The sequence below is a fragment of the Microvirga solisilvae genome (genome assembly GCF_022808595.1).
Taxonomy (GTDB): Bacteria; Pseudomonadota; Alphaproteobacteria; order Rhizobiales; family Beijerinckiaceae; genus Microvirga; species Microvirga solisilvae.
Map to the genome: position 1 here is coordinate 73,680 of NZ_JAKUCN010000009.1, position 18,787 is coordinate 92,466.

Here is an 18,787-nt window from a genome sequence, read left to right on the forward strand (position 1 = left end):
ACCTATGTGACCCAACAGCCCATTACCCCATACCCCAACCGGCACATACCCCCATCACAACAACAAAAGGTATGTTCAATGTTGGACACAAAACACATCATCAATGGCTACAGCCTTATGGTTATGGAACGTCTTGAAGCAGGATGGGATGGATACCTGCTGACGTTCATGTACAAGCCCATTAAAGGCTCCCAACAGAGCGTCAATCGCCAGATGGAACGCGAGTTGGAGCGGGTGTATGCAAAATCCCTCACCCGGATTGTCAAGAAGCCTGCATCGCAGCCCCTTGATATGCTGCCGCTTTGGATCGCCTGCCCCGACTACCCAGTCCCCAAAGGCGATGAGAAAAGACAATCGGTGCGGGACGTAACGGTCAATGACGGGCGGCACATGCACGCAATCGCAGTGGTCCCGCCTTGGTCACGGGTGGAAGAGGGCCTCGCCAATCACTTTGACGAAAAGCAAAGTCTATATGTTACGGAGGACAGTACCCTTTGGCGCATACATGCAGAGCCGATCACCCACAATCCTAAGCGTGTGAATGACTACGTACTCAAGGCTTTGAAGCGCAGTAGGGTCGGGGCCGAGGAGGTTGTCATTCTACCGCGCACGCGACGGGAAGTGCGGAAGAAACCGAAGAAGTAAAACTATATCGACAGCCATGAAGGGAGCTACCCGGCACGATACGAGCCGGGTAGCTTGCAAAGCACTTTTCAGTAGTGCGGTTGCCTGATCAGGCATGATGCCCGGAAACACGATTGCAGGGCTGCTGGGCGGGCTTTCCTCATGAAGGTGAGCCAAGGGGCAACATCGGCATCACAGTGCCTTGACGAGTCCCGCAGGCAGCCCGCTAAGGCTTGATCGATCTCGGAAGGTCCGTACTCAACGAGGCTTCGAGGAGCTGCGGATTACGGCTGGAGGTGAGCGCGGAACAAACTGCACCTCCCCCGCAGCACGTTTCCGAAGAAGCTCGGTGACTTCGTTCCTGAGCTTATCCATGTTCTTGAGAATGGCGTTTGCCGTCGCATCGAGAGGGAACGGGGGTAAATCACCTTTCTTCACGGCGCTCTTGCCCGGTGCCGCAGAATGGCGGGACCCCTGCTTTCGTTCGGGCTGCTTATCCTGATCCGATACCGGACTATCCCCAAGACCATCCAAGAACGATAAATCGATTGCCTTACTCGCTTTTTCTTTCCCGATACGCTTTGCCTCCTTCTTGGCCTCAGCCTTGGAGAGAGCATCAATTCCCCCACGTTTCTCCACGAGAGCAGGAATTTTCTCTGGCTTCACCCCTTTGTCGAAGAACCGCTGAAGCCCCCGAGCGTACGTATAGGCGCGATCATAGTTTTCGCTCTGGCCGTCCGAGAGCAGATATCGCATTGTCCAAATAAGAGCCTTGTCCAACCCTTTCGTATTGTTTCTCGGCCGTTGGCGGCGACCCTTCCATAGGCTGTCCCCTGTGAACTCACTCCATGCTCGGTCATTGCGAAGAAGTTCGTACGCGATGCCATAGGCACGCCCCAACCAGCGGCATAGCCTTTTTTTCTGCCGCAGATCGATATGTTGGATTCTTTGTCGGCATTTGACGGCATCCTCCATCAGTTTTGTCGCGGTAAGGCGCTCTTGGGCTCTTTCAGATTTGAGGCTGGGACGCTTGGGAGGTCCGTTTCGCTTCTTTGACATCGTGTGCTTCTCGTAAGAGCGAGCGTCCTCGATGAATTCTTAGGTTTCCCAAGAATTGCTGGGGCAGGCTCGGAGTAGAAAGGAATATCGAGGTGCGGCTATGCCGCGCGTTAGGGGAGAGCGGGAGCAGCGCCTCTGGGCATCAGTGCTCCCGTCTCATCAATGTCTCGTTGTCAGGCTTACGTGTGCTGCGGGTCGAGGCTTTGAAGGAGCTTGCGAATGTCGGATTTGCGCCACGCCGCAATGCGTGATCCGAGGTTCACCGGAGGGGGTGCCTTGCCCTGCTGAATCCAACTATACCAAGTGGATCTGGATATCGGCAGAATCCCCTTGGGACCGACAATGGCATTGAGGCGGTAATACCCGTCCTCTACGGGGTCATAGCTTGGCAGAGATGATACACCCGACAAGAGTTGAAGTTGGTTGCTGGTCATTGCTGTTTCTCCATGTCCTTCGTTGGACGAAAGAAACGATAATTTATGCTCACCTTGCCGAGTATCTGGGAACGTGACGCTCCCCCCTGTTGCGGGTCGCTCCCCCCCTGTTACGTGACGTCCCCCCCGCAGCCTGAGTTCTCCGTTACCCATACCTTACCGTGCGGAGTCCTTTAGCTTTTTGGGCGTATACTTCCCCCGAATTGTTTCCACTTGAACAGCGGCGAACTTGGGTGCACGGAAGGCTATTGGCGAAACAATCGGCATCAACTTTCGAGCTTGAACGGCCTCTTCCGCTTTAGACAGCTTCCCCATGATGTCCCGAACGACAAATGCAGTTCGTCCAATCCATTCGTGAAAATGTTTGTAGTGTTGGTCATAGGTCAACTCACCGGCCAATAGCAGATCCAGCAGAGATCTGTTCTGGGTGACATAGATGTCCGAGGCCGCATATAGGAACGCGACGGTCTGACTGTGTCGTCGCCAGTGGTCCTCCATAATTTCCTGTCCCGCCACAGCCTTCTGGTTCACCTTGGGCTTGTGAATTTTGAGTTCTTTGACAAGTGCCGCAGACTTCGCTTGGCTTGGAGGAAGGTACTTATTTCTATCTGTCAGCTCTTGTAAATTATAGTGATGTACCTTCATCATCGTGACGAGGTAAGGAAGGTTCTCAGCTTCCTCGGCGAATTTTGATTTTAGCTGCTTGGGCGACGGCGCAATGCTCAATGTACGTAGCCCGCCAATGGGATAGTAGATCTCCTCCAAGAAGTCCCGCCCATAGCCGTGCATACGCATGTAGAAATCTGCTAGCTCGGCATCACCGTCGAATTGATCGCGTACCTTGCGCTCAGCTTGGATCATTAGCCTTGCCGCTGTTAGCGCAATGCTGGATTTTCTCAGGCCGGGCTTTCGAGGAGCGACAACATAGGCGCAGAATGCAGCGAATAGCGCCTCCCTGTGAGCGAAGTAGGACTCGTCTCTAGCGAGAAGCCTTGAAATGACGTGGCGAGAATCGAACCGCTTCCATGCGCAATCGAAGAAAGAAATATTATCTTCTGGATCGCGCTTGGAGGGTTTTAGTTGGGATGAAACGATCTTCAGGGCGTTCCATGTGGAAGAAAGCAATCTCTCAAACTGCTGCTCGCCGTTCATACGTTGCCCCATTGATACGATTGCATTTTGACGTTCGTCCTTAGTTCGTTGCTACGCCTGAGCCCCTACGAAGTCAGCCCACGCCTGCATCATTTCACGCCGCTTTTCCATGAGATCACCGCGCCGGTACGCAGCCTCAACCTTGTCCTTGATCGCATGAGCTAGGGCCATTTCGGCAACCTCAGACGGAAAATGGGTCACCTCGGCCGCCCAATCTCGGAACGACGAACGGAAGCCGTGGACCTTTACGGATAGCTTCATGCGCTCCAAAATCTTTGTGAGAGTCATGTCAGAAAATGGTTTGGTTGGGAAACGACCCGGGAAGATATAGCTACTCTCTGTCGCCGCTTCCTTAGCTCGTTTAAGAATCTCAATGCTTCGGCTACTCAGCGGAACCCGATGAGTGCGGCCTGCCTTCATCCGCTCTGCGGGAATTGTCCAAAGTGCGTCTTCAAAGGAAACCTCGCTCCATGAAGCCATACGCACTTCACCAGTTCGCGCGGCAGTTAAAATCAGAAATTCCAGTGCCAACTTTGTCGTCTCAGTAGCACTGTACTCCCTAAGCTGCTTTATGAAGGTGGGAACTTCTCCATAAGGCATAGCCTCATGGTGGTTGTTGCGATCATTCTGCTTCGGCAGTCCTTTTTTGACCCCGTCTACGGGATTTTCCCCGGAACGGTATCCGGCAACTTTCGCCCAATCCATAACGATCTTGATACGTTGGCAGACACGCCGTGCCGTTTCGGGTACCGTGAGCCAGATCGGAGACAAGACTTTCAATATCTCGGGCGTTTGGATCTGATCGACACGTGTCTCCCCAAGATGAGGAAATACGTGTTTTTCGAGGGTATTGAGCCATTGACTAGAATGCTTTCCATTCTTCCAGCTTGGCTTGCGCTCAGCATGAACCTGCTCTGCAGCTTTCCGGAAGGTAGGGATATCACGACGCTCTTTCCGCTTTTCGGCTAACGGATCACCGCCGTCCCGTGCGAGCTTCCGGTAGGACAAGGCCTTTTCACGGGCCTCACTGAGGGAGACGAGGGAGGTGCCGCCTAGGCCAATGTCCCGCCTCTTGCCATGGACAACTACTCGTAGGAGCCATCGCTTAGCTCCCGAAGGATCGACAACGAGGTAGAGGCCGTTACCATCGGCATAGCGCCCCGGCTTGTTAAGGTTGCGCACCTGCATGGCGCTGAGCGCCTTGTCTGGATGCTTACCCGTCGCCTTCATGCTGTGTCCGCCTAACTCAAATGCCCCACATTTCAGCCCACATCATACTGTGGATGTGATAGCATTTCAATGAACAAGCTTGGACAAGCTGTAACGCTGAACCCCTTGCTACGTTTAGGTTTTCTGGACAATGTCGGATTTGCTCAGACCATAGAAAGGCGGACGCTCCCTCCGCCATTATTTAAGTCTCTGAAATAATTAGTTTTCCTGTTCTAGGCACTCACTCCTAAGTGCCGGATTTCTTGTGCCTATTTCGTAGAAATCGTTCTTTGGCGACACTTCTCTGGACGCCAAAGTGGGCTTTCAGTCTCTCAATTTTACTTCCATTCTCCACCTGAAAACTACCCAGTCCGGTTGTGGTGCAGATGCAGAAGATGGTCGATTGGACAAATGCTGTGTTGATCAGCTCAGCCCATCGAGTAGCACCTCGTACCACCTAATCGGAACGGCGCATCGGAACCAAGCGTTGCCATTGTAGGTCTTCCCGGATGATTGGGGGCTTGCAATGGACTCTAAGCAACAGGAAGAACTGTTTGGGATTTCCTGATGAAGGGACGCAAGACATCTTGGATCCAGACTATCTAGAAGCCCAAGCCCGTACTTCATTAGTTCGGATCGGAACTGCTGCATGGAGCATTCCGAAGGAGCATTCAGCCCCGTTTCCAGTCATTGGATCTTACCTTGAACGCTACGGTGCTGTCTTCAACGCGGTCGAAATCAACTCCTCATTCTACCGCCCCCACCGAACGGTCACCTACGAGCGTTGGGCCGCGTCTGTGCCCGAGGAGTTCCGATTTGCCGTGAAGGTGCCCAAGGCTATCACCCACGAGCATCGGCTGAAGGATGTCGACAACCTGCTGGACCGGTTCCTATCAGAAGTGAGCGGCCTCGGACCCAAGCTCGGGCCGTTGCTGGTGCAGCTGCCCCCAAGCCTGACGTTCCAGCCTGGCGTTGCTGATCATTTCCTCAAGAATCTAAGAAGTCGGGTTGAGAGCGGCATCGTCTGCGAGCCGCGGCATCAATCTTGGTTCGTGCCCGAGGTTGAGGCGTTTCTCAACACGCTTCGTATCGCCCGCGTCGCAGCCGACCCAGCCCCGGTCCCAAGTGCTGGCGAGCCGGGAGGCTGGCGTGGTCTTTCATATTATCGCCTGCACGGCTCGCCCCGGATCTACTACTCTGCTTACAGTTCGGAATATCTGGCAACCAGCGCGAAGGTACTTGCGAGGGACGCTGCAGCCGGCATTGGCACCTGGTGCATCTTTGACAACACGGCAGCCTTTGCCGCGACGGGTGATGCACTCACGACAAAGAGCTTGGTGCAGGCCTGCCATTGAAGACCTCCGTCTGTCAGCGGCTTTGCAGGCACCGACAACGCTCCAGGATAGTGAGGCCATCATATCCAGTCGCAACGATAAACGACGCGGGTGTATCTTCAAGGTGTTCGCAGACGATGCGGTCGACAGCGCATTTCTGCGCCACCCGCGCAGGATCGTTAGTGACCGGTCGCAGCATGGGGAGCGGCTACTGGTTTTGACTCCGGTGATCCCCGCTCCCGCAGGTAGATGCCGAGCACCAGCAGCACAGCGATTGATAGGAACTCGCTCTGCCAGTTCTGGAAACTTTCATACCAAAACTCCGGCTCCGCCAGGGTGCTGATCATGGTCTGCGGCGGCTGCCGGTGTTGAAGCGCCTCCTCGTTCATACGGCGTGTGCTCCCTGCCAGATGCAGCCAGAACGAGGCGAGAAAGAGCGTAACCAGCGCGATACTAAGGGAATGCGAGTAGAGCTTCAGCAACAATCCACCGCGGTGGACGGGCCAAGGTGCATTCGGATCATTACGATGAGCAGACGGCGCTTCATCCTCCGGGTTTTCCTCATCCGGCTTCTTAGATTCCGAGGCGCCCTTCTGGAACAGGAAAACGGTGAGCAAAACATATGCACCCATCTGGAGGAATTCGCTCTCCCAGTTCTCGAATACGGCGGATATGAAATGCCCGCTGCGCAAATAGGGCAGAAAGCCGATGGCAGGGAGCTCGTGAAGACGGAGTTCCTCAGCATGCGCCCTCCATCCGGTGAGCGCCTGGCCGACGAGCGACAACAGAAACAGGGCAAACAAGGTGATGGATAGCCCATTGTCACGCAGGAACTGCCGCATATGCCCGACCTCACGCAAATACTGCCCCGGTTGGATAACGCGATACGGAGATCTCGGTTTCAAAGCCTTGACCTAAGGAGCATTCGTCCAGGGAAGGGGCCGAGCGAAAACCGCCTATTCCGGTTGGGCATGGCAGGCAAGTCGGCGTACGTTCACTTTAATCAGTGGCCGCGTTCAGTTCGAAAGTAGAACTCTGACAAAGGTCTGGAAGGTGCCAGATCCGGACAATCCAATGCGGAGCCCGGCATATTTCTTAATCCTAACTTGCCGCAAGGAACTACAGATACGCGTGTTCCCTGGCCGACAGTGCTTCAACGCTCCCGCTCAGTTGCTGCTGCGGTCGCACCAGATCAGATGCCGCTTCGGCCAAGCCTATGAATTGAGAGTTATGACGCGGCGTATCTCAAAATCGGATTGGAAACGCGCCACGCTCTGGGTCGGCTTTCATCCCAAGGTGCCTGATGGCCTGATGTGCATCAAACGAGAGCTCGCGACAAATAACGTGCCGTCCGGCTGCCTGATGCTTTTGCCACTTCGATTGGCGGCCCCGATGCGACCACCTGCCCGCCCTCGTCACCAGCTCCCGGGCCAAGATCCATGATCCAGTCACTTCTCGCGGCAACGTGCATGTTATGCTCGACCACGATGACCGTGTTGCCGGCTTCGACCAGCCCATCGAGCTGAGCCACCAGTCTCTCGACATCGGCGGGATGCAATCCGGTCGTCGGCTCATCGAGGACATAGAGCGTATCGCCGCGCTGAATCCGTTGAAGCTCGCTCGCAAGCTTGATCCGTTGCGCTTCCCCGCCGGACAATTCGGTCGCGGGTTGTCCCAGCCGCAGATAGCCCAGACCCACCTCGCGCACGATCGTGAGCGAACGATGGAGAGCCGGCTCGTCGGCGAAAAACTCCCAGGCCGCATCGACCGTCATTCCGAGCACGTCGGCGATGGATTTGTCCCGGTATTTGATCTTGAGCGTGTCGGCATTGTACCGGGCTCCGTGACAGGTCGGGCATGGAGCGTAGACGCTCGGCAGGAACAGCAGTTCGACCATCACGAAGCCTTCGCCTTCGCAATGCGGGCAGCGGCCCTTGGCGACGTTGAAGGAAAAGCGTCCCGCGTCGTAGCGGCGGGCGCGAGCCTGCTTGGTCGCGGCAAACAGCTTGCGAACGTGATCGAAAAGACCGGTATAGGTTGCCAGGTTCGAACGCGGCGTGCGCCCGATCGCCTTCTGATCGACCCGCACTAAACGCTTGATTCCTTCCATGCCGCTGACGATCCTGCCCTCGCTGGCCATTATCGCTGCCTGTTCCAGTTCCTCGCCCTCTTCATCCGGCTCAGGGATATCGTGGCCCATATGCTCCGCCACCAGTTCGACCAGTGCCTGGCTGACCAGGCTCGATTTGCCTGAGCCGGATACGCCCGTCACGGTCGTGAGCACGCCCAAGGGAAATGCGACGTCGAGCTCGTGCAGGTTGTTGCGGGTCACCCCGGCGAGGCGCAGCCAGCCTTTCGGTGGGCGCACATCCCGAGGCGGGAGAGAGCTTTCGCCGAACAAGAAACGCCGTGTCTGCGACGTCTCCACCTGCCTGAGCCCGTCCGGTGGACCGCTATAGACCACATGGCCGCCCTGCTCTCCCGCGCCGGGGCCAACATCGACGATCCAATCGGCATGACGGATGACATCGAGATTGTGCTCAACCACGAACTGCGAATTCCCGGACGCCTTCAGTTGCCCGAGCGCATTCAGCAGCGCCTCCGTATCTGCCGGATGAAGCCCAGCCGACGGCTCATCGAGCACATAGACCACGCCGAAGAGATTGGAGCGCACCTGCGTGGCCAGCCGCAGCCGCTGGAGTTCGCCGGGCGAAAGCGTCGGGGTGCTGCGGTCGACGGAGAGATAGCCGAGTCCGAGATCGAGCATGACCTTAAGCCGGGCAACGAGATCTTGCGCGATGCGCTGGGTGACAACCGCCTTTTCCGGATGCTCCGCCTCGATCTTGGTCAGACGAGGGGCCTTCCCATCCGCATAGGGTCGGAAGATATCGGCAAGACGGACGAGTGGCAGACTGGAGAGATCGGCGATGTCCAGCCCTGCAAACTTGACGGACAGAGATTCCGGCCGAAGGCGCTTGCCGTGACAGAGCGGGCATTCGGTGCTCACCATATACTGTGCCACGCGCCGCTTCATCAGCGGGCTTTGCGTGGTGGCGAAGGTGTGCAGAACATGGCGCTTGGCGCTCGTGAACGTGCCCTGATAAGCCGGCTCTTCCTTGCGCTTGAGCGCGCGCCGAACCTCCGCTTGAGTGTATCCCGGATAGACAGGAACGGTCGGCTGCTCATCGGTGAAAAGAAGCCAGTTGCGATCCTTCTTGGGCAGGTCCCGCCACGGCCGATCCACGTCGAAACCGAGCGTGGTCGCGATATCGCGCAGGTTCTGGCCATGCCAGGCAGTCGGCCAAGCGGCGATCGCCCGTTCGCGAATGGTCAGCGTGTTGTCCGGCACCATCGACTGCTCGGTGACCTCATAGACCCGACCAAGGCCGTGGCACCGGGGACAAGCCCCCTCGGGCGTATTAGCCGAGAACGACTCGGCATAGAGGATCGATTGCCCGCGCGGATAGTCGCCAGCCCGGGAGTAGAGCATGCGCAGCAGGTTGGACAAGGTTGTGACGCTGCCCACCGAGGAACGCGTGGTCGGCGACCCGCGCTGCTGCTGAAGCGCGACGGCAGGTGGCAAACCGTCGACATCGTCCACATCGGGGACGGGCATCTGATGAAACAGCCGTCTGGCATATGGGGACACCGACTCGAGATATCGACGCTGCGCCTCGGCATAAAGGGTTCCAAAGGCCAGCGAAGACTTGCCGGAGCCGGACACGCCCGTGAAAACAACCAGAGCATCGCGCGGAATCTCAAGATCGATATTCTTGAGGTTGTGCTCGCGAGCCCCCCGCACGCGGACGAAACTCATTCGTTCCTGCATAGCCATCGGTGAAGTGTGCTTAAGAGCTTTCGGCATCGGACGGCCTGATGAGTGTCGGATCCGGGAACATCTAGGGTGATCCAACGTCTCGCCAGAGGAATGGTTTCCATGTCAGCGCGTATAGCCTTGTGATGGAGTGCCACCGGAAGTGGCTGGCCGTTCGGGCAGATGCCACCGGGGCAAGAAATCCAGAATGTATCTAAGTCCGTGGCACTTTATGATCTTGCGAGTGCAGGGAACCAGGATTCCGCCTTAGAGGATCTGTTGGAAATAGTGCGGACGAATGCCAGGCTTGCGCATGGTCATACCAGTCCATAAGGGTATAGATCGTTATGACCCGCCATAAGGATCACCCTCGGTGCCCGCCAAGTTCGTCCGCAGTGTCTCTCGCCCGTCCGAGTTGACTGGGCTGATTGATGAGAAGATCGACAGCGATCACTGCCGCAGTGCCCATGAGGTTATCCATACCCTCTGCCGGCTAGCCGAACGGGGGCAACAGGAGAATGGCAGTCAGCAGAAGTGGGCAACCGGCGGGCGCGATGCCCGCTAACCTTCTCGCAACCGGTAAGGGCTTTCTGATCGGCGGCGGCACCATGGGCGCTCGCATTCGAGCGCGCGATTGGACGGCGACCCCGCTTGGCCCGCTCGAGGCGTGGCCACAGAGTTTGCGCACGGCCCTGAGCATGGTGCTGAACGCCAAATTTCCAGCCTGCATCGCTTGGGGTAGCGATCTCACGTTGCTCTACAACGACGCCTACCAACCAATCCTTGGCGTCAGACCGGATGCACTTGGCCGGCCCTTTCCCGAAGTCTGGTCGGAGCTATGGCCAGCACTCGGCCCGATCCTGCACCGAGCCCTCGACGGCGAAACAGCCTACGATGAAAACATGCCGCTGACGATGCAGCGCACCGGCTCTCCGGAGGACACATGGTGGAGTTACAGCTGCTCCCCGATCCGCGACGAGACCGGTGGCATCGGCGGCGTGTTGTGCCTCCTGTATGAGACGACTGCGGAAGTGAAGGCGCGGGTCGTGGTTCAGGCCGAGAAAGAGCGCCTGCGCAGCATCTTTGAGCAGACAGCGGCTGGGATCGCGCAATGTGATCTCACCGGGCGCTACACCCTCGTAAACCAGCGTATATGCGACATCCTTGGCTACAGCGAGGCTGAACTGTTGGGCATGCGGATACAGGACGTCACCCATCCTGACGACTGGTCTCGCAATCTCCCCCTCTTCCAGCAAGCGGTGGAGGACGGCGCGAGCTTCGTGATCGAGAAGCGCTACGTGCGCAAAGACGGCTCGTCTGTATGGGTGAATAATTCCGTCTCACCACTTCGCGATCCTGCTGGCCGGGTGCAGCAAATCACTGCAATCACAACCGACATCATGGAACGCAAGCGCGCCGAGGAGGGCGAGCGGCGGCTCGCGGCGATTATCGAGTCTTCTGAAGATGCCATCCTGAGTATAGACCTCAACGGTATTGTCACGAGCTGGAATAAGGGTGCAGAGCGGCTCTATGGCTATCAGACTGCAGAGATGATCGGCCAGCCTGTCACGATCCTGCTCCCCAAGGATCGGCAGGACGAGGAGATGAGCATTCTCGAACGGATCAGCCAGGACGAGCACGTTCACCACTATGAAACCGTTCGCCAACACGAGAATGGGAGTCTGGTCGAGATTTCATTGACGGTTTCGCCCATCAGGGATGCGCATGGCAAAGTCATTGGCGCGTCAAAGGTCGCCCGCGACATCACGGAGCGCAGGAGGGCCGAGCGCCTGCAAGGCATCCTGATGCACGAGCTGAACCATCGAATTAAGAATACGCTTGCCATGGTGCAGGCCATCGCGCGGCAGACCTTCCGCGACAGTGAGGGACACAGCATAGTACGCGAGACGTTCGAGGCGCGCTTGCTCGCTCTGTCCAACGCCCACGATCTACTCACGCGCGAGAAGTGGGATGGGGCCGAACTGTCCGAGGTCATCGCTAACGTCCTCGCCCCCTATCAGCGCGAGCGCTTCGAGATCAATGGACCAGAGCTTCGCCTAACGACAAGGGTAGCTTTGGCCCTGACGCTTGCGCTGCATGAATTGGCAACCAATGCCGCCAAGTATGGCGCTCTGTCGGCTCCTGCAGGCAGGGTCGCGATTACATGGGCGGTCAGACCCGGCGATCCGCCGCATCTCACCTTCCGCTGGCAGGAGCGTGGTGGCCCACTGGTTTCGCCTCCGGCCCGAACGGGCTTTGGGTCACGCCTGATCGAGCGCAGTTTGGCTGCGGAACTCGGAGGTAAGGTCCAGATCACCTATGACCCGGCAGGAGTGGTGTGCGAGGTGAGCGCGAACCTGACCGATGAGACGGGAACCAACGCAAAGGACGATGCCTAGATCTCGAGCCCGACAGAGATCGGACTTCTTGTAGGCGATCGCGCCAATAAGGGGACGATCAAGCCTATCGTTCTCACTAAGCCATCTTCCAGTTCATCTTGGCGGCTCCCAAAAAGGTCAGGAGTGGGTCAGTTGTGGACTTCTGCGGCTTGCCACGAAAGTCCACTTAGCTCTGGCACTCGGAAACTCTCTGTGACCGCTGACCATAACGGAAAGCCACTACAGGCATGTGAGCGATCAGAACTATCTACGAATTTGTAAGTGCCCGAATAAAAGGATCTCCTCGTCAACAACATTGAACCAGACCGACCCAACATGGGCACCGGACCCTGAACACGGTTTATCTCAACTGCATCCAACTGGTTTTTAGTTCCGTGTATTTGTCGAAAGCATGCAGCGACTTGTCCCGCCCGATGCCGGATTGCTTATAGCCGCCGAAGGGAACGGTGATATCGTCTGCATCGTAGCAGTTCATGTAGACCATGCCGGCCCGTAGCGAGCGCGCGACACGGTGAATCGTGTTCACGTTGTCGCTCCAGACAGCAGCGGCTAGCCCATAGATGCTGTCATTGGCAATCGCTACCGCCTCTTCTGCACTCTTGACCGTGATGACGCTCAAAACGGGACCGAAGATCTCCTCGCGAGCAATCCGCATGCTGTTGTGCACGTCGTCGAACACTGTCGGCTCTACATAGCAGCCGCCACTGTCCTGACGCACTCGGCGACCGCCGCGCACGAGCCTCGCTCCTTCGGACTGAGCGACTCCGATATAATCGAGCACTCTGCCGGTATGCTCCTCGTCCACGAGAGCGCCCATGCGTGTTGCCGGATCGAGCGGATCGCCCGGACGATAAGCATCCATCCCGCTCACGATCCGATCCAGCACCCGATCCTTGACCGCCTCGTGCACGATAAGGCGAGAGCCTGCGGTGCACATTTCGCCCTGGTTGAAGAAGATAGCTCCGGCTGCCGTATCCGCCGCAACATCGAGATTGCCGCAATCGTCGAGAATGATGTGGGCGGATTTTCCACCGCACTCCAAGCCGACCTTCTTCAGATTGCTCTGGCCGGAATATTGCAGGAAATACTTGCCCACCTCCGTGGAGCCGGTGAAGAAAACCCCATCGATGTCGGGATGAATCCCGATTGCCCTGCCCGCGCTGATACCTGCACCCGGGACTACATTTAAAACTCCGTCGGGAAGCCCCGCCTGCTGGGCGAGAGCTGCAAGGCGGAGCGCAGTCAGGGTTGATTGTTCGGCAGGCTTGAGGATCACTGAATTTCCGCTGGCCAGCGCAGGCGCGAGTTTCCAGGCCGCCATGATCATTGGAAAGTTCCACGGCACGACCGCTGCCACGACACCGAGCGGCTCACGCGTGATGGTCGCACGGACGTCGACGGCGGTTGGGGCTACCTCGCCATAAATCTTATCGATAGCCTCCGCAAACCACATAAAGCAGCGCGCCGTGGCCCCCACGTCAATGACGAGGCTGTCAGAGATGGGCTTCCCCATATCAAGGGTTTCGAGCAACGCGAGCTCGTCGCGATGGTCGAGGATGAGATTGGCGAAAGCAAGCAGCGTTGTCTTCCGGCGAGCGGGAGAAAGACCAGACCAGCGCCCATCCTCGAACGCACGTCGCGCCGCCGCGACAGCCAGGTCCACGTCCGAGGCGTCACCGGCGGCGATTTCCGCAAGCATGCGCCCGTCCACGGGACTGATCGCCTTGAAAATCTTGCCGCTCACCGCAGCGCGATAGCGACCGTCGATGAAGGCTCGGCCTTCGACGCCTTTTGAAACGAGGCAATCGGCGCTGGCGCGCCAGTCAATGGGGTTGGTTTGGTCGTGGGGCACGCGGGCGCCTCCTGCGGGGGTCGAATAGTGACTTAGAATTTGATCACAATTTTGGCCCGTCAATAGCCCTCTACCCACTACGGAAAAAAATGGGCGCTCCCTAGCCCCTCTTTGCGTGATGGCCCACCCTCATCATCCCTAGGTGAGCGTTCAGAAGATCCTCCGCGCCCACATGCATGATGCCATCGCGAACATCAGCCTCAATGGCCACACGCAACCCGATCGGATCCTGTCGGCGCAAAGCGCTTACTGCTTCGGCGTGGCGGTCTATACGATAGTAATCATCGAGGCGTGAGAGCGCGATGCGGATGAACGGGCCAAGTTGCAGCCACACGCTTTCGATAAGCGGAAGGCTCTCCTGATCGGGCTTGGCAAGATAGATCGTGCGGTGGAAGTCCTGGTTGAGGGCGATCGCTCGCTCGAAATCAGAGCGGAGATTCGCCTCGTCGATCTGGCGGTCGATCTTCTCGATTTCGGCCAAATGCTCTGCCTTGATGTAAGGCAAAGCCCCTAGGGCGGCATGGGTTTCCAACACGATGCGCAACTCGCACAACTCACGAAAACGCGATGCCGTCATGTTAGGAACCTGCACGCGACGATTGTCACGCACCTCAAGCGCACGTTCAGCCGAGAGCAGGCGCAGAGCCTCGCGAACGGGCATCATGCTCACATTGAGCGCTTCGGCAATTTCACGGATCGTCAACGCCCGCCCTGGGGGGATGCGTCCGATCATTACCGCATGCCTGAGACATCGATAGACGTTCTGACTGGCCGTTTCCTTTTCAGCCCTAGGCAACAAAGGAAGATCGAGGCTTTTAGCCAATTTTCTCAATCCCTCGCGATGCTGACGACTCTGGAGGCGAACAACTCGTCCTTTAACGTCCATCTTTTCATATTCTCTCTTGAGCACTTGACCTGGCTTGACCTTAACATATCTTTTGATCACATTAAGGCGTACAAGATAACGCTGCAAAAACCAAAAGAAGGTCGCCATCCTAGATGGCCCAAGCCTAATACATAGACCTTTGCACCCGGGGGCAAAGGAGAATGTCGTGTCGATTGAACGTGATCGCGCGCATGAATTCCTGAGCCGGAATGACAAGATCGAAGAGATCGACCTTTTGATCACCGATCTGAACGGGATCCTACGCGGCAAGCGCGTTCCCGCTTCCAGCCTGGACCGTTTGTACGAAAGCGGAATGAAGCTGCCCTTATCGGCTCTTGCCTTGGATATCTGGGGTGAGGACGTGAGCGATTGCGGCCTCATCTGGGAGACGGGTGACAGTGACGGGCTGTGCATGCCCTGCGGCGCAGGCATCGTTCCCGTGCCATGGGCATCGCGGCCACGGGCACAAATGCTCCTGTCCATGAACTACCCTGACGGTCGCCCCTTCATGATTGACCCACGTCAAGTCCTCATGCGTCAGGTGGAGCGCGCGAAGGACATGGGCGTGACGCTCGTGGTCGCAACGGAGCTCGAATTCTACCTGATGGACGGCGACGTGCTGAAGACCGGTCGCCCGCGCCCCCCTGCAGCGCCGGAATCGGGTTATCCCATCGAAGTCTCGCAGCTCTACTCGATGGACGAGCTGGAAGAATTCTCCAGCGTTTTCACCGACATCCGCGATGCTTGCGCAGCCCAAGGCATCCCCGGCGACACCTGCATCGTGGAGAACGGCCCGGGCCAGTTCGAGATCAATCTCGAGCACATCAACGATCCCGTACAGGCGGCAGACCAAGCCGTGCTGTTCAAGAGGATTGTGCGTAGCATTGCTCGCCGCCATGAGCTGCACGCGACCTTCATGCCGAAGCCTTACGGCAACCAATCCGGATCAGGCTTCCACATCCATTGCAGCGCATTGGACAGCGAAGGCCGCAATATTTTCGACGATGGCACGGAAACAGGCTCCAAAGCCTTGCGCCACGCGGTCGGTGGGGTTCTGGAGATGATGCCCTCCTCCATGCTGATCTTTGCACCCAACCTCAATGGATACCGCCGTTTCCAGGCCGGCACTCACGCGCCGACCTATGCCACCTGGGGTTATGAAAACCGCACCACGTCGATCCGTATTCCCAACGGCAGTCACAAGGCCCGGCGTTTCGAGCATCGTGTCGCGGGCGCGGACAGCAATCCTTATTTGGTTCTGGCCGCGATTATCGCCGGCGTGCTGCACGGATTACAGAACGAGTGCGATCCGGGTGATCCAGTGCAGGGCAGCGCCTATGATCAATCATCAAGCGATAAGGCCCTCCCGAGCGACTGGGACTGGGCGATCGACCTGTTCCGCGACAATAAACTACTGCGCGAGTATCTCGGCGATGATTTTCACAAAGTCTTTCTGTCAGTGAAATGGCAGGAGCGCAACAAGATGGCGCGCCGTGTCACGGACGCGGAATACGCCACCTATCTTGGCGTTCTATGAACTGAAAAAGAAGACCCGATGATCAATCACGTTGCATCCTACTATGCCGCGACGGCCAACCTGTCGATGCCCCGCCCTACTCTCACGAGCTCGCTCGAAGCAGACGTGTGCGTAATCGGCGCGGGCTATACAGGGCTATCCACCGCACTTCACCTTGTCGAACGCGGCTACAAAGTGGTGGTGCTGGAAGCCGCAAAGATCGGCTGGGGCGCGTCTGGCCGCAACGGCGGGCAGATCGTCAACGGCTACAGCCGCGACCTTCAGAATATTGAGGGGCGTTATGGCAAGAAGGCCGCTCAAGCCTTGGGTGAGATGTCCCTCGAGGGCGCGAACATCATCCGCGAGCGTATCAAGACTTACAACATCGCGTGCGACTACCGCCCTACGAACGTGTTCGCCGCCTTTACTGGCAAGCAGATGCGAGAATTGGAGCATATGAGCGCACATTGGGCGAGCCGGGGGCATGATGGCCTCGAAATGCTCGACAAGGAGGGCCTGCGCGAGCATGTGAAGGCCGATTGCTACGTGGGCGGCCTGATGGATCATCACGGCGGTCACATCCATCCACTCAACCTCGCTCTCGGCGAGGCCGATGCCATTCAGTCTCTCGGCGGGCTGATTTTCGAGCAATCCGCCGTGACGAGCGTAAAGACCGAAAATGGCAAGGCTATCGTCAAGACGGCCAAGGGCGAGGTGCGCGCGCCAGTCGCCGTGGCCTGCGGGAACGCCTATCTCAATGGCGTCATCCCTTTCCTCACCGACAAGGTGATGCCCGTCTCCACACAGATCGTCACGACGGAGGTTCTAGGCGAAAACAAAATCCGCGATCTTCTCCCGACTCTTACCGCCGTCGAAGACACCAATTATGTGCTTGATTATTATCGCCCCACCGCCGACCACCGCCTGCTCTTTGGTGGCGGCATCGTGTATGGCGGGGCAGAGCCTGCGGACATAGAGGCGCGTCTTCGCCCGAATCTGGCGAAGGTGTTCCCCTCCTTGCGCAACGTGCGCTTCGATTACCTGTGGAGCGGAAATTTCGCGCTGACGCTCACGCGCATTCCGCACTTCGGCCGGATCGGATCCAACATCTATTTTGCCCATGGCTGCAGCGGCCACGGCGTGACGAGCACGCATCTGGGCGGACGTCTCATCGCTGAGGCGATCCACGGCGATGCAACCCGCTTCGATGCCTTCGCGAACCTTCCCTACTACCCCTTCCCCGGCGGTCGGGCTCTGCGGGTGCCGATTACCGTAGCCGGCGCCTGGTGGTACGGCCTGCGCGACCGGCTCGGCGTCTGAAATCACAAGCGGCTTCCGCGCCAAAGGCAGTCGCTCATCTCATTCGAGAAATAACAACTGAGAGGGACGGAAAACCATGAGAAACTTCAAACGAGGAACCTTTACGGCACTGATCAGCCTCGCCCTGGCGATGCCTCTCCAGGCGGCCGAGGAGAAGGTTCTAAACATCTTCAACTGGTCGGACTATGTAGCCCCGGACACCATTCCCAATTTCGAGAAGGAAACCGGGATCAAGGTGAACTACGACGTCTTCGATTCCAACGAGATCCTCGAGGCGAAGCTGCTCGCCGGACGTTCCAACTATGACATTGTTGTCCCAACCGCCTCATTTCTCGAGCGCCAAGCAAAAGCTGGCCTCTTTCGTCCGCTCGATAAGGCAAAGCTCGGCAACTACAAGAACCTCGACAACGATCTCCTCTCTCGGATCGCCCAGAACGATCCCAGCAACAAGTTCGCCATCCCCTACATGTGGGGCACGATCGGCATCGGTTACAACAAGGAAAAAATCAAGGAGCGTTTAGGCGTCGATACGATCACAAGCTGGGACATTCTGTTCAAGTCGGAGATATCGGCGAAGCTCAAGGATTGCGGCATTGCCATTCTTGATTCTCCTTCGGAGGTAATCGGCACTACCCTTGCCTATCTGGGCATCGATCCGAACAGCGAGAAGTCGGAAGATCTCGCCAAGGGCGCGGACCTGATGAAGAAGTTGCGCCCTAGCGTGAAATATTTTCATTCGTCGCAGTACATCAACGATCTGGCCAGCGGCGCCATCTGTGCTGTGGTGGGCTATAACGGCGACATTCTGCAGGCTCGCACCCGTGCGGAAGAAGCTAAGAGCAACGTGTCCATCGGCTTCAGCGTGCCACAGGAAGGCGGCCTCATGTGGTTCGACGTGATGGCTGTTCCGAAGGATGCTCCACATCCGGAGAACGCCCATCTCTTCCTGAATTACATTCTGAAGCCGGAGATCATCGCGGCGATCTCCGACAAGGTGCACTATGCCAATGCGAACATGGCGGCGACCTCCATGGTGTCGGATGATGTACGCAACGATCCCGGCACCTATCCGCCTGAAGCGACCCGCGCCAAGCTCTCCACGATGAAGGCTCACTCGGCAAAGTTCGACCGGCTCCTGACGCGGGCTTGGACCGAGATCAAGACCGGCAAGTAAGCCAGGGGATTGTC

14 protein-coding genes are annotated in these 18,787 nt (G+C 57.6%); 6 read left to right on the forward strand and 8 right to left on the reverse strand.

Annotated elements, in window-relative coordinates:
• Window positions 1-78 precede the first annotated feature (78 nt).
• Window positions 79-645: a hypothetical protein gene (locus tag MJ639_RS16400; protein WP_243375077.1), complete on the forward strand. Its 567-nt coding sequence runs from the start codon at window positions 79-81 to the stop codon at window positions 643-645.
• A gap of 237 nt (window positions 646-882) precedes the next feature.
• Here MJ639_RS16400 and MJ639_RS16405 read toward each other — a convergent pair whose 3' ends face one another.
• The 4 genes from MJ639_RS16405 to MJ639_RS16420 all read right to left on the reverse strand — a co-directional run bounded on the left by MJ639_RS16405 (window position 883) and on the right by MJ639_RS16420 (window position 4,499).
• The gene (locus tag MJ639_RS16405) at window positions 883-1,683 is read right to left on the reverse strand and encodes a hypothetical protein (protein ID WP_243375079.1); all 801 of its coding nucleotides are present in this window, start codon (window positions 1,681-1,683) and stop codon (window positions 883-885) included.
• A gap of 179 nt (window positions 1,684-1,862) precedes the next feature.
• A complete protein-coding gene (locus MJ639_RS17890; RefSeq protein ID WP_341482678.1) occupies window positions 1,863-2,270 on the reverse strand; it encodes a helix-turn-helix transcriptional regulator in 408 nt (135 codons plus the stop codon).
• Window positions 2,271-2,273: 3 nt separating this feature from the next.
• Complete coding sequence (locus MJ639_RS16415; protein ID WP_243375084.1) at window positions 2,274-3,269, reverse strand: hypothetical protein; 996 nt, start codon at window positions 3,267-3,269, stop codon at window positions 2,274-2,276.
• A 51-nt stretch (window positions 3,270-3,320) separates the two neighbouring features.
• Complete coding sequence (locus tag MJ639_RS16420) at window positions 3,321-4,499, reverse strand: tyrosine-type recombinase/integrase (RefSeq protein ID WP_243375086.1); 1,179 nt, start codon at window positions 4,497-4,499, stop codon at window positions 3,321-3,323.
• 566 nt (window positions 4,500-5,065) lie between these two features.
• Between MJ639_RS16420 and MJ639_RS16425 the strand changes: the two genes are divergently transcribed.
• Entirely contained in the window at window positions 5,066-5,833 is a 768-nt protein-coding gene (locus tag MJ639_RS16425) for a DUF72 domain-containing protein (RefSeq protein WP_243375156.1), read from the forward strand.
• 158 nt (window positions 5,834-5,991) lie between these two features.
• On the opposite strand, the gene MJ639_RS16430 is transcribed toward MJ639_RS16425, so the two are convergent.
• Both MJ639_RS16430 and uvrA read right to left on the reverse strand, forming a co-directional pair.
• Entirely contained in the window at window positions 5,992-6,654 is a 663-nt protein-coding gene (locus tag MJ639_RS16430; protein ID WP_243375088.1) for a DUF6766 family protein, read from the reverse strand.
• A 476-nt stretch (window positions 6,655-7,130) separates the two neighbouring features.
• Window positions 7,131-9,629, reverse strand: coding sequence for an excinuclease ABC subunit UvrA (uvrA, locus tag MJ639_RS16435; protein ID WP_243375090.1), 2,499 nt, complete (start codon window positions 9,627-9,629; stop codon window positions 7,131-7,133).
• Between the two features lie 515 nt (window positions 9,630-10,144).
• Between uvrA and MJ639_RS16440 the strand changes: the two genes are divergently transcribed.
• Entirely contained in the window at window positions 10,145-12,025 is a 1,881-nt protein-coding gene (locus MJ639_RS16440) for a PAS domain S-box protein (RefSeq protein ID WP_243375092.1), read from the forward strand.
• A gap of 340 nt (window positions 12,026-12,365) precedes the next feature.
• On the opposite strand, the gene MJ639_RS16445 is transcribed toward MJ639_RS16440, so the two are convergent.
• Both MJ639_RS16445 and MJ639_RS16450 read right to left on the reverse strand, forming a co-directional pair.
• Window positions 12,366-13,877, reverse strand: a complete 1,512-nt coding sequence (locus tag MJ639_RS16445; protein ID WP_423790810.1) for an aldehyde dehydrogenase — start codon at window positions 13,875-13,877, stop codon at window positions 12,366-12,368.
• 100 nt (window positions 13,878-13,977) lie between these two features.
• On the reverse strand, window positions 13,978-14,871 hold the full coding sequence (locus tag MJ639_RS16450; RefSeq protein ID WP_243375095.1) for a GntR family transcriptional regulator: 894 nt from the start codon (window positions 14,869-14,871) through the stop codon (window positions 13,978-13,980).
• A 58-nt stretch (window positions 14,872-14,929) separates the two neighbouring features.
• Between MJ639_RS16450 and MJ639_RS16455 the strand changes: the two genes are divergently transcribed.
• From MJ639_RS16455 to MJ639_RS16465, 3 genes are all read left to right on the forward strand, one after another.
• Window positions 14,930-16,300 (forward strand): glutamine synthetase family protein, encoded by a 1,371-nt coding sequence (locus MJ639_RS16455; protein WP_243375098.1) that lies wholly within the window; start codon window positions 14,930-14,932, stop codon window positions 16,298-16,300.
• 18 nt (window positions 16,301-16,318) lie between these two features.
• Window positions 16,319-17,599 carry an NAD(P)/FAD-dependent oxidoreductase gene (locus MJ639_RS16460; protein ID WP_243375101.1) on the forward strand — a complete coding sequence of 427 codons (1,281 nt, stop codon included), beginning with the start codon at window positions 16,319-16,321 and terminating at the stop codon, window positions 17,597-17,599.
• Between the two features lie 76 nt (window positions 17,600-17,675).
• Window positions 17,676-18,773, forward strand: a complete 1,098-nt coding sequence (locus tag MJ639_RS16465) for a polyamine ABC transporter substrate-binding protein (protein WP_243375103.1) — start codon at window positions 17,676-17,678, stop codon at window positions 18,771-18,773.
• Window positions 18,774-18,787: the final 14 nt, after the last annotated feature.

What these genes read in the sequence shown, in the direction of transcription:
- MJ639_RS16400 (WP_243375077.1), top strand. Translation starts at nt 79, where the DNA reads ATGTTGGACACAAAACACATCATCAATGGCTACAGCCTTATGGTTATG.
- MJ639_RS16405 (WP_243375079.1), bottom strand. Translation starts at nt 1,683, where the DNA reads ATGTCAAAGAAGCGAAACGGACCTCCCAAGCGTCCCAGCCTCAAATCT.
- MJ639_RS17890 (WP_341482678.1), bottom strand. Translation starts at nt 2,270, where the DNA reads ATGGGTAACGGAGAACTCAGGCTGCGGGGGGGACGTCACGTAACAGGG.
- MJ639_RS16415 (WP_243375084.1), bottom strand. Translation starts at nt 3,269, where the DNA reads ATGAACGGCGAGCAGCAGTTTGAGAGATTGCTTTCTTCCACATGGAAC.
- MJ639_RS16420 (WP_243375086.1), bottom strand. Translation starts at nt 4,499, where the DNA reads ATGAAGGCGACGGGTAAGCATCCAGACAAGGCGCTCAGCGCCATGCAG.
- MJ639_RS16430 (WP_243375088.1), bottom strand. Translation starts at nt 6,654, where the DNA reads ATGCGGCAGTTCCTGCGTGACAATGGGCTATCCATCACCTTGTTTGCC.
- uvrA (WP_243375090.1), bottom strand. Translation starts at nt 9,629, where the DNA reads ATGAGTTTCGTCCGCGTGCGGGGGGCTCGCGAGCACAACCTCAAGAAT.
- MJ639_RS16440 (WP_243375092.1), top strand. Translation starts at nt 10,145, where the DNA reads ATGGCAGTCAGCAGAAGTGGGCAACCGGCGGGCGCGATGCCCGCTAAC.
- MJ639_RS16450 (WP_243375095.1), bottom strand. Translation starts at nt 14,871, where the DNA reads ATGGCGACCTTCTTTTGGTTTTTGCAGCGTTATCTTGTACGCCTTAAT.
- MJ639_RS16460 (WP_243375101.1), top strand. Translation starts at nt 16,319, where the DNA reads ATGATCAATCACGTTGCATCCTACTATGCCGCGACGGCCAACCTGTCG.
- MJ639_RS16465 (WP_243375103.1), top strand. Translation starts at nt 17,676, where the DNA reads ATGAGAAACTTCAAACGAGGAACCTTTACGGCACTGATCAGCCTCGCC.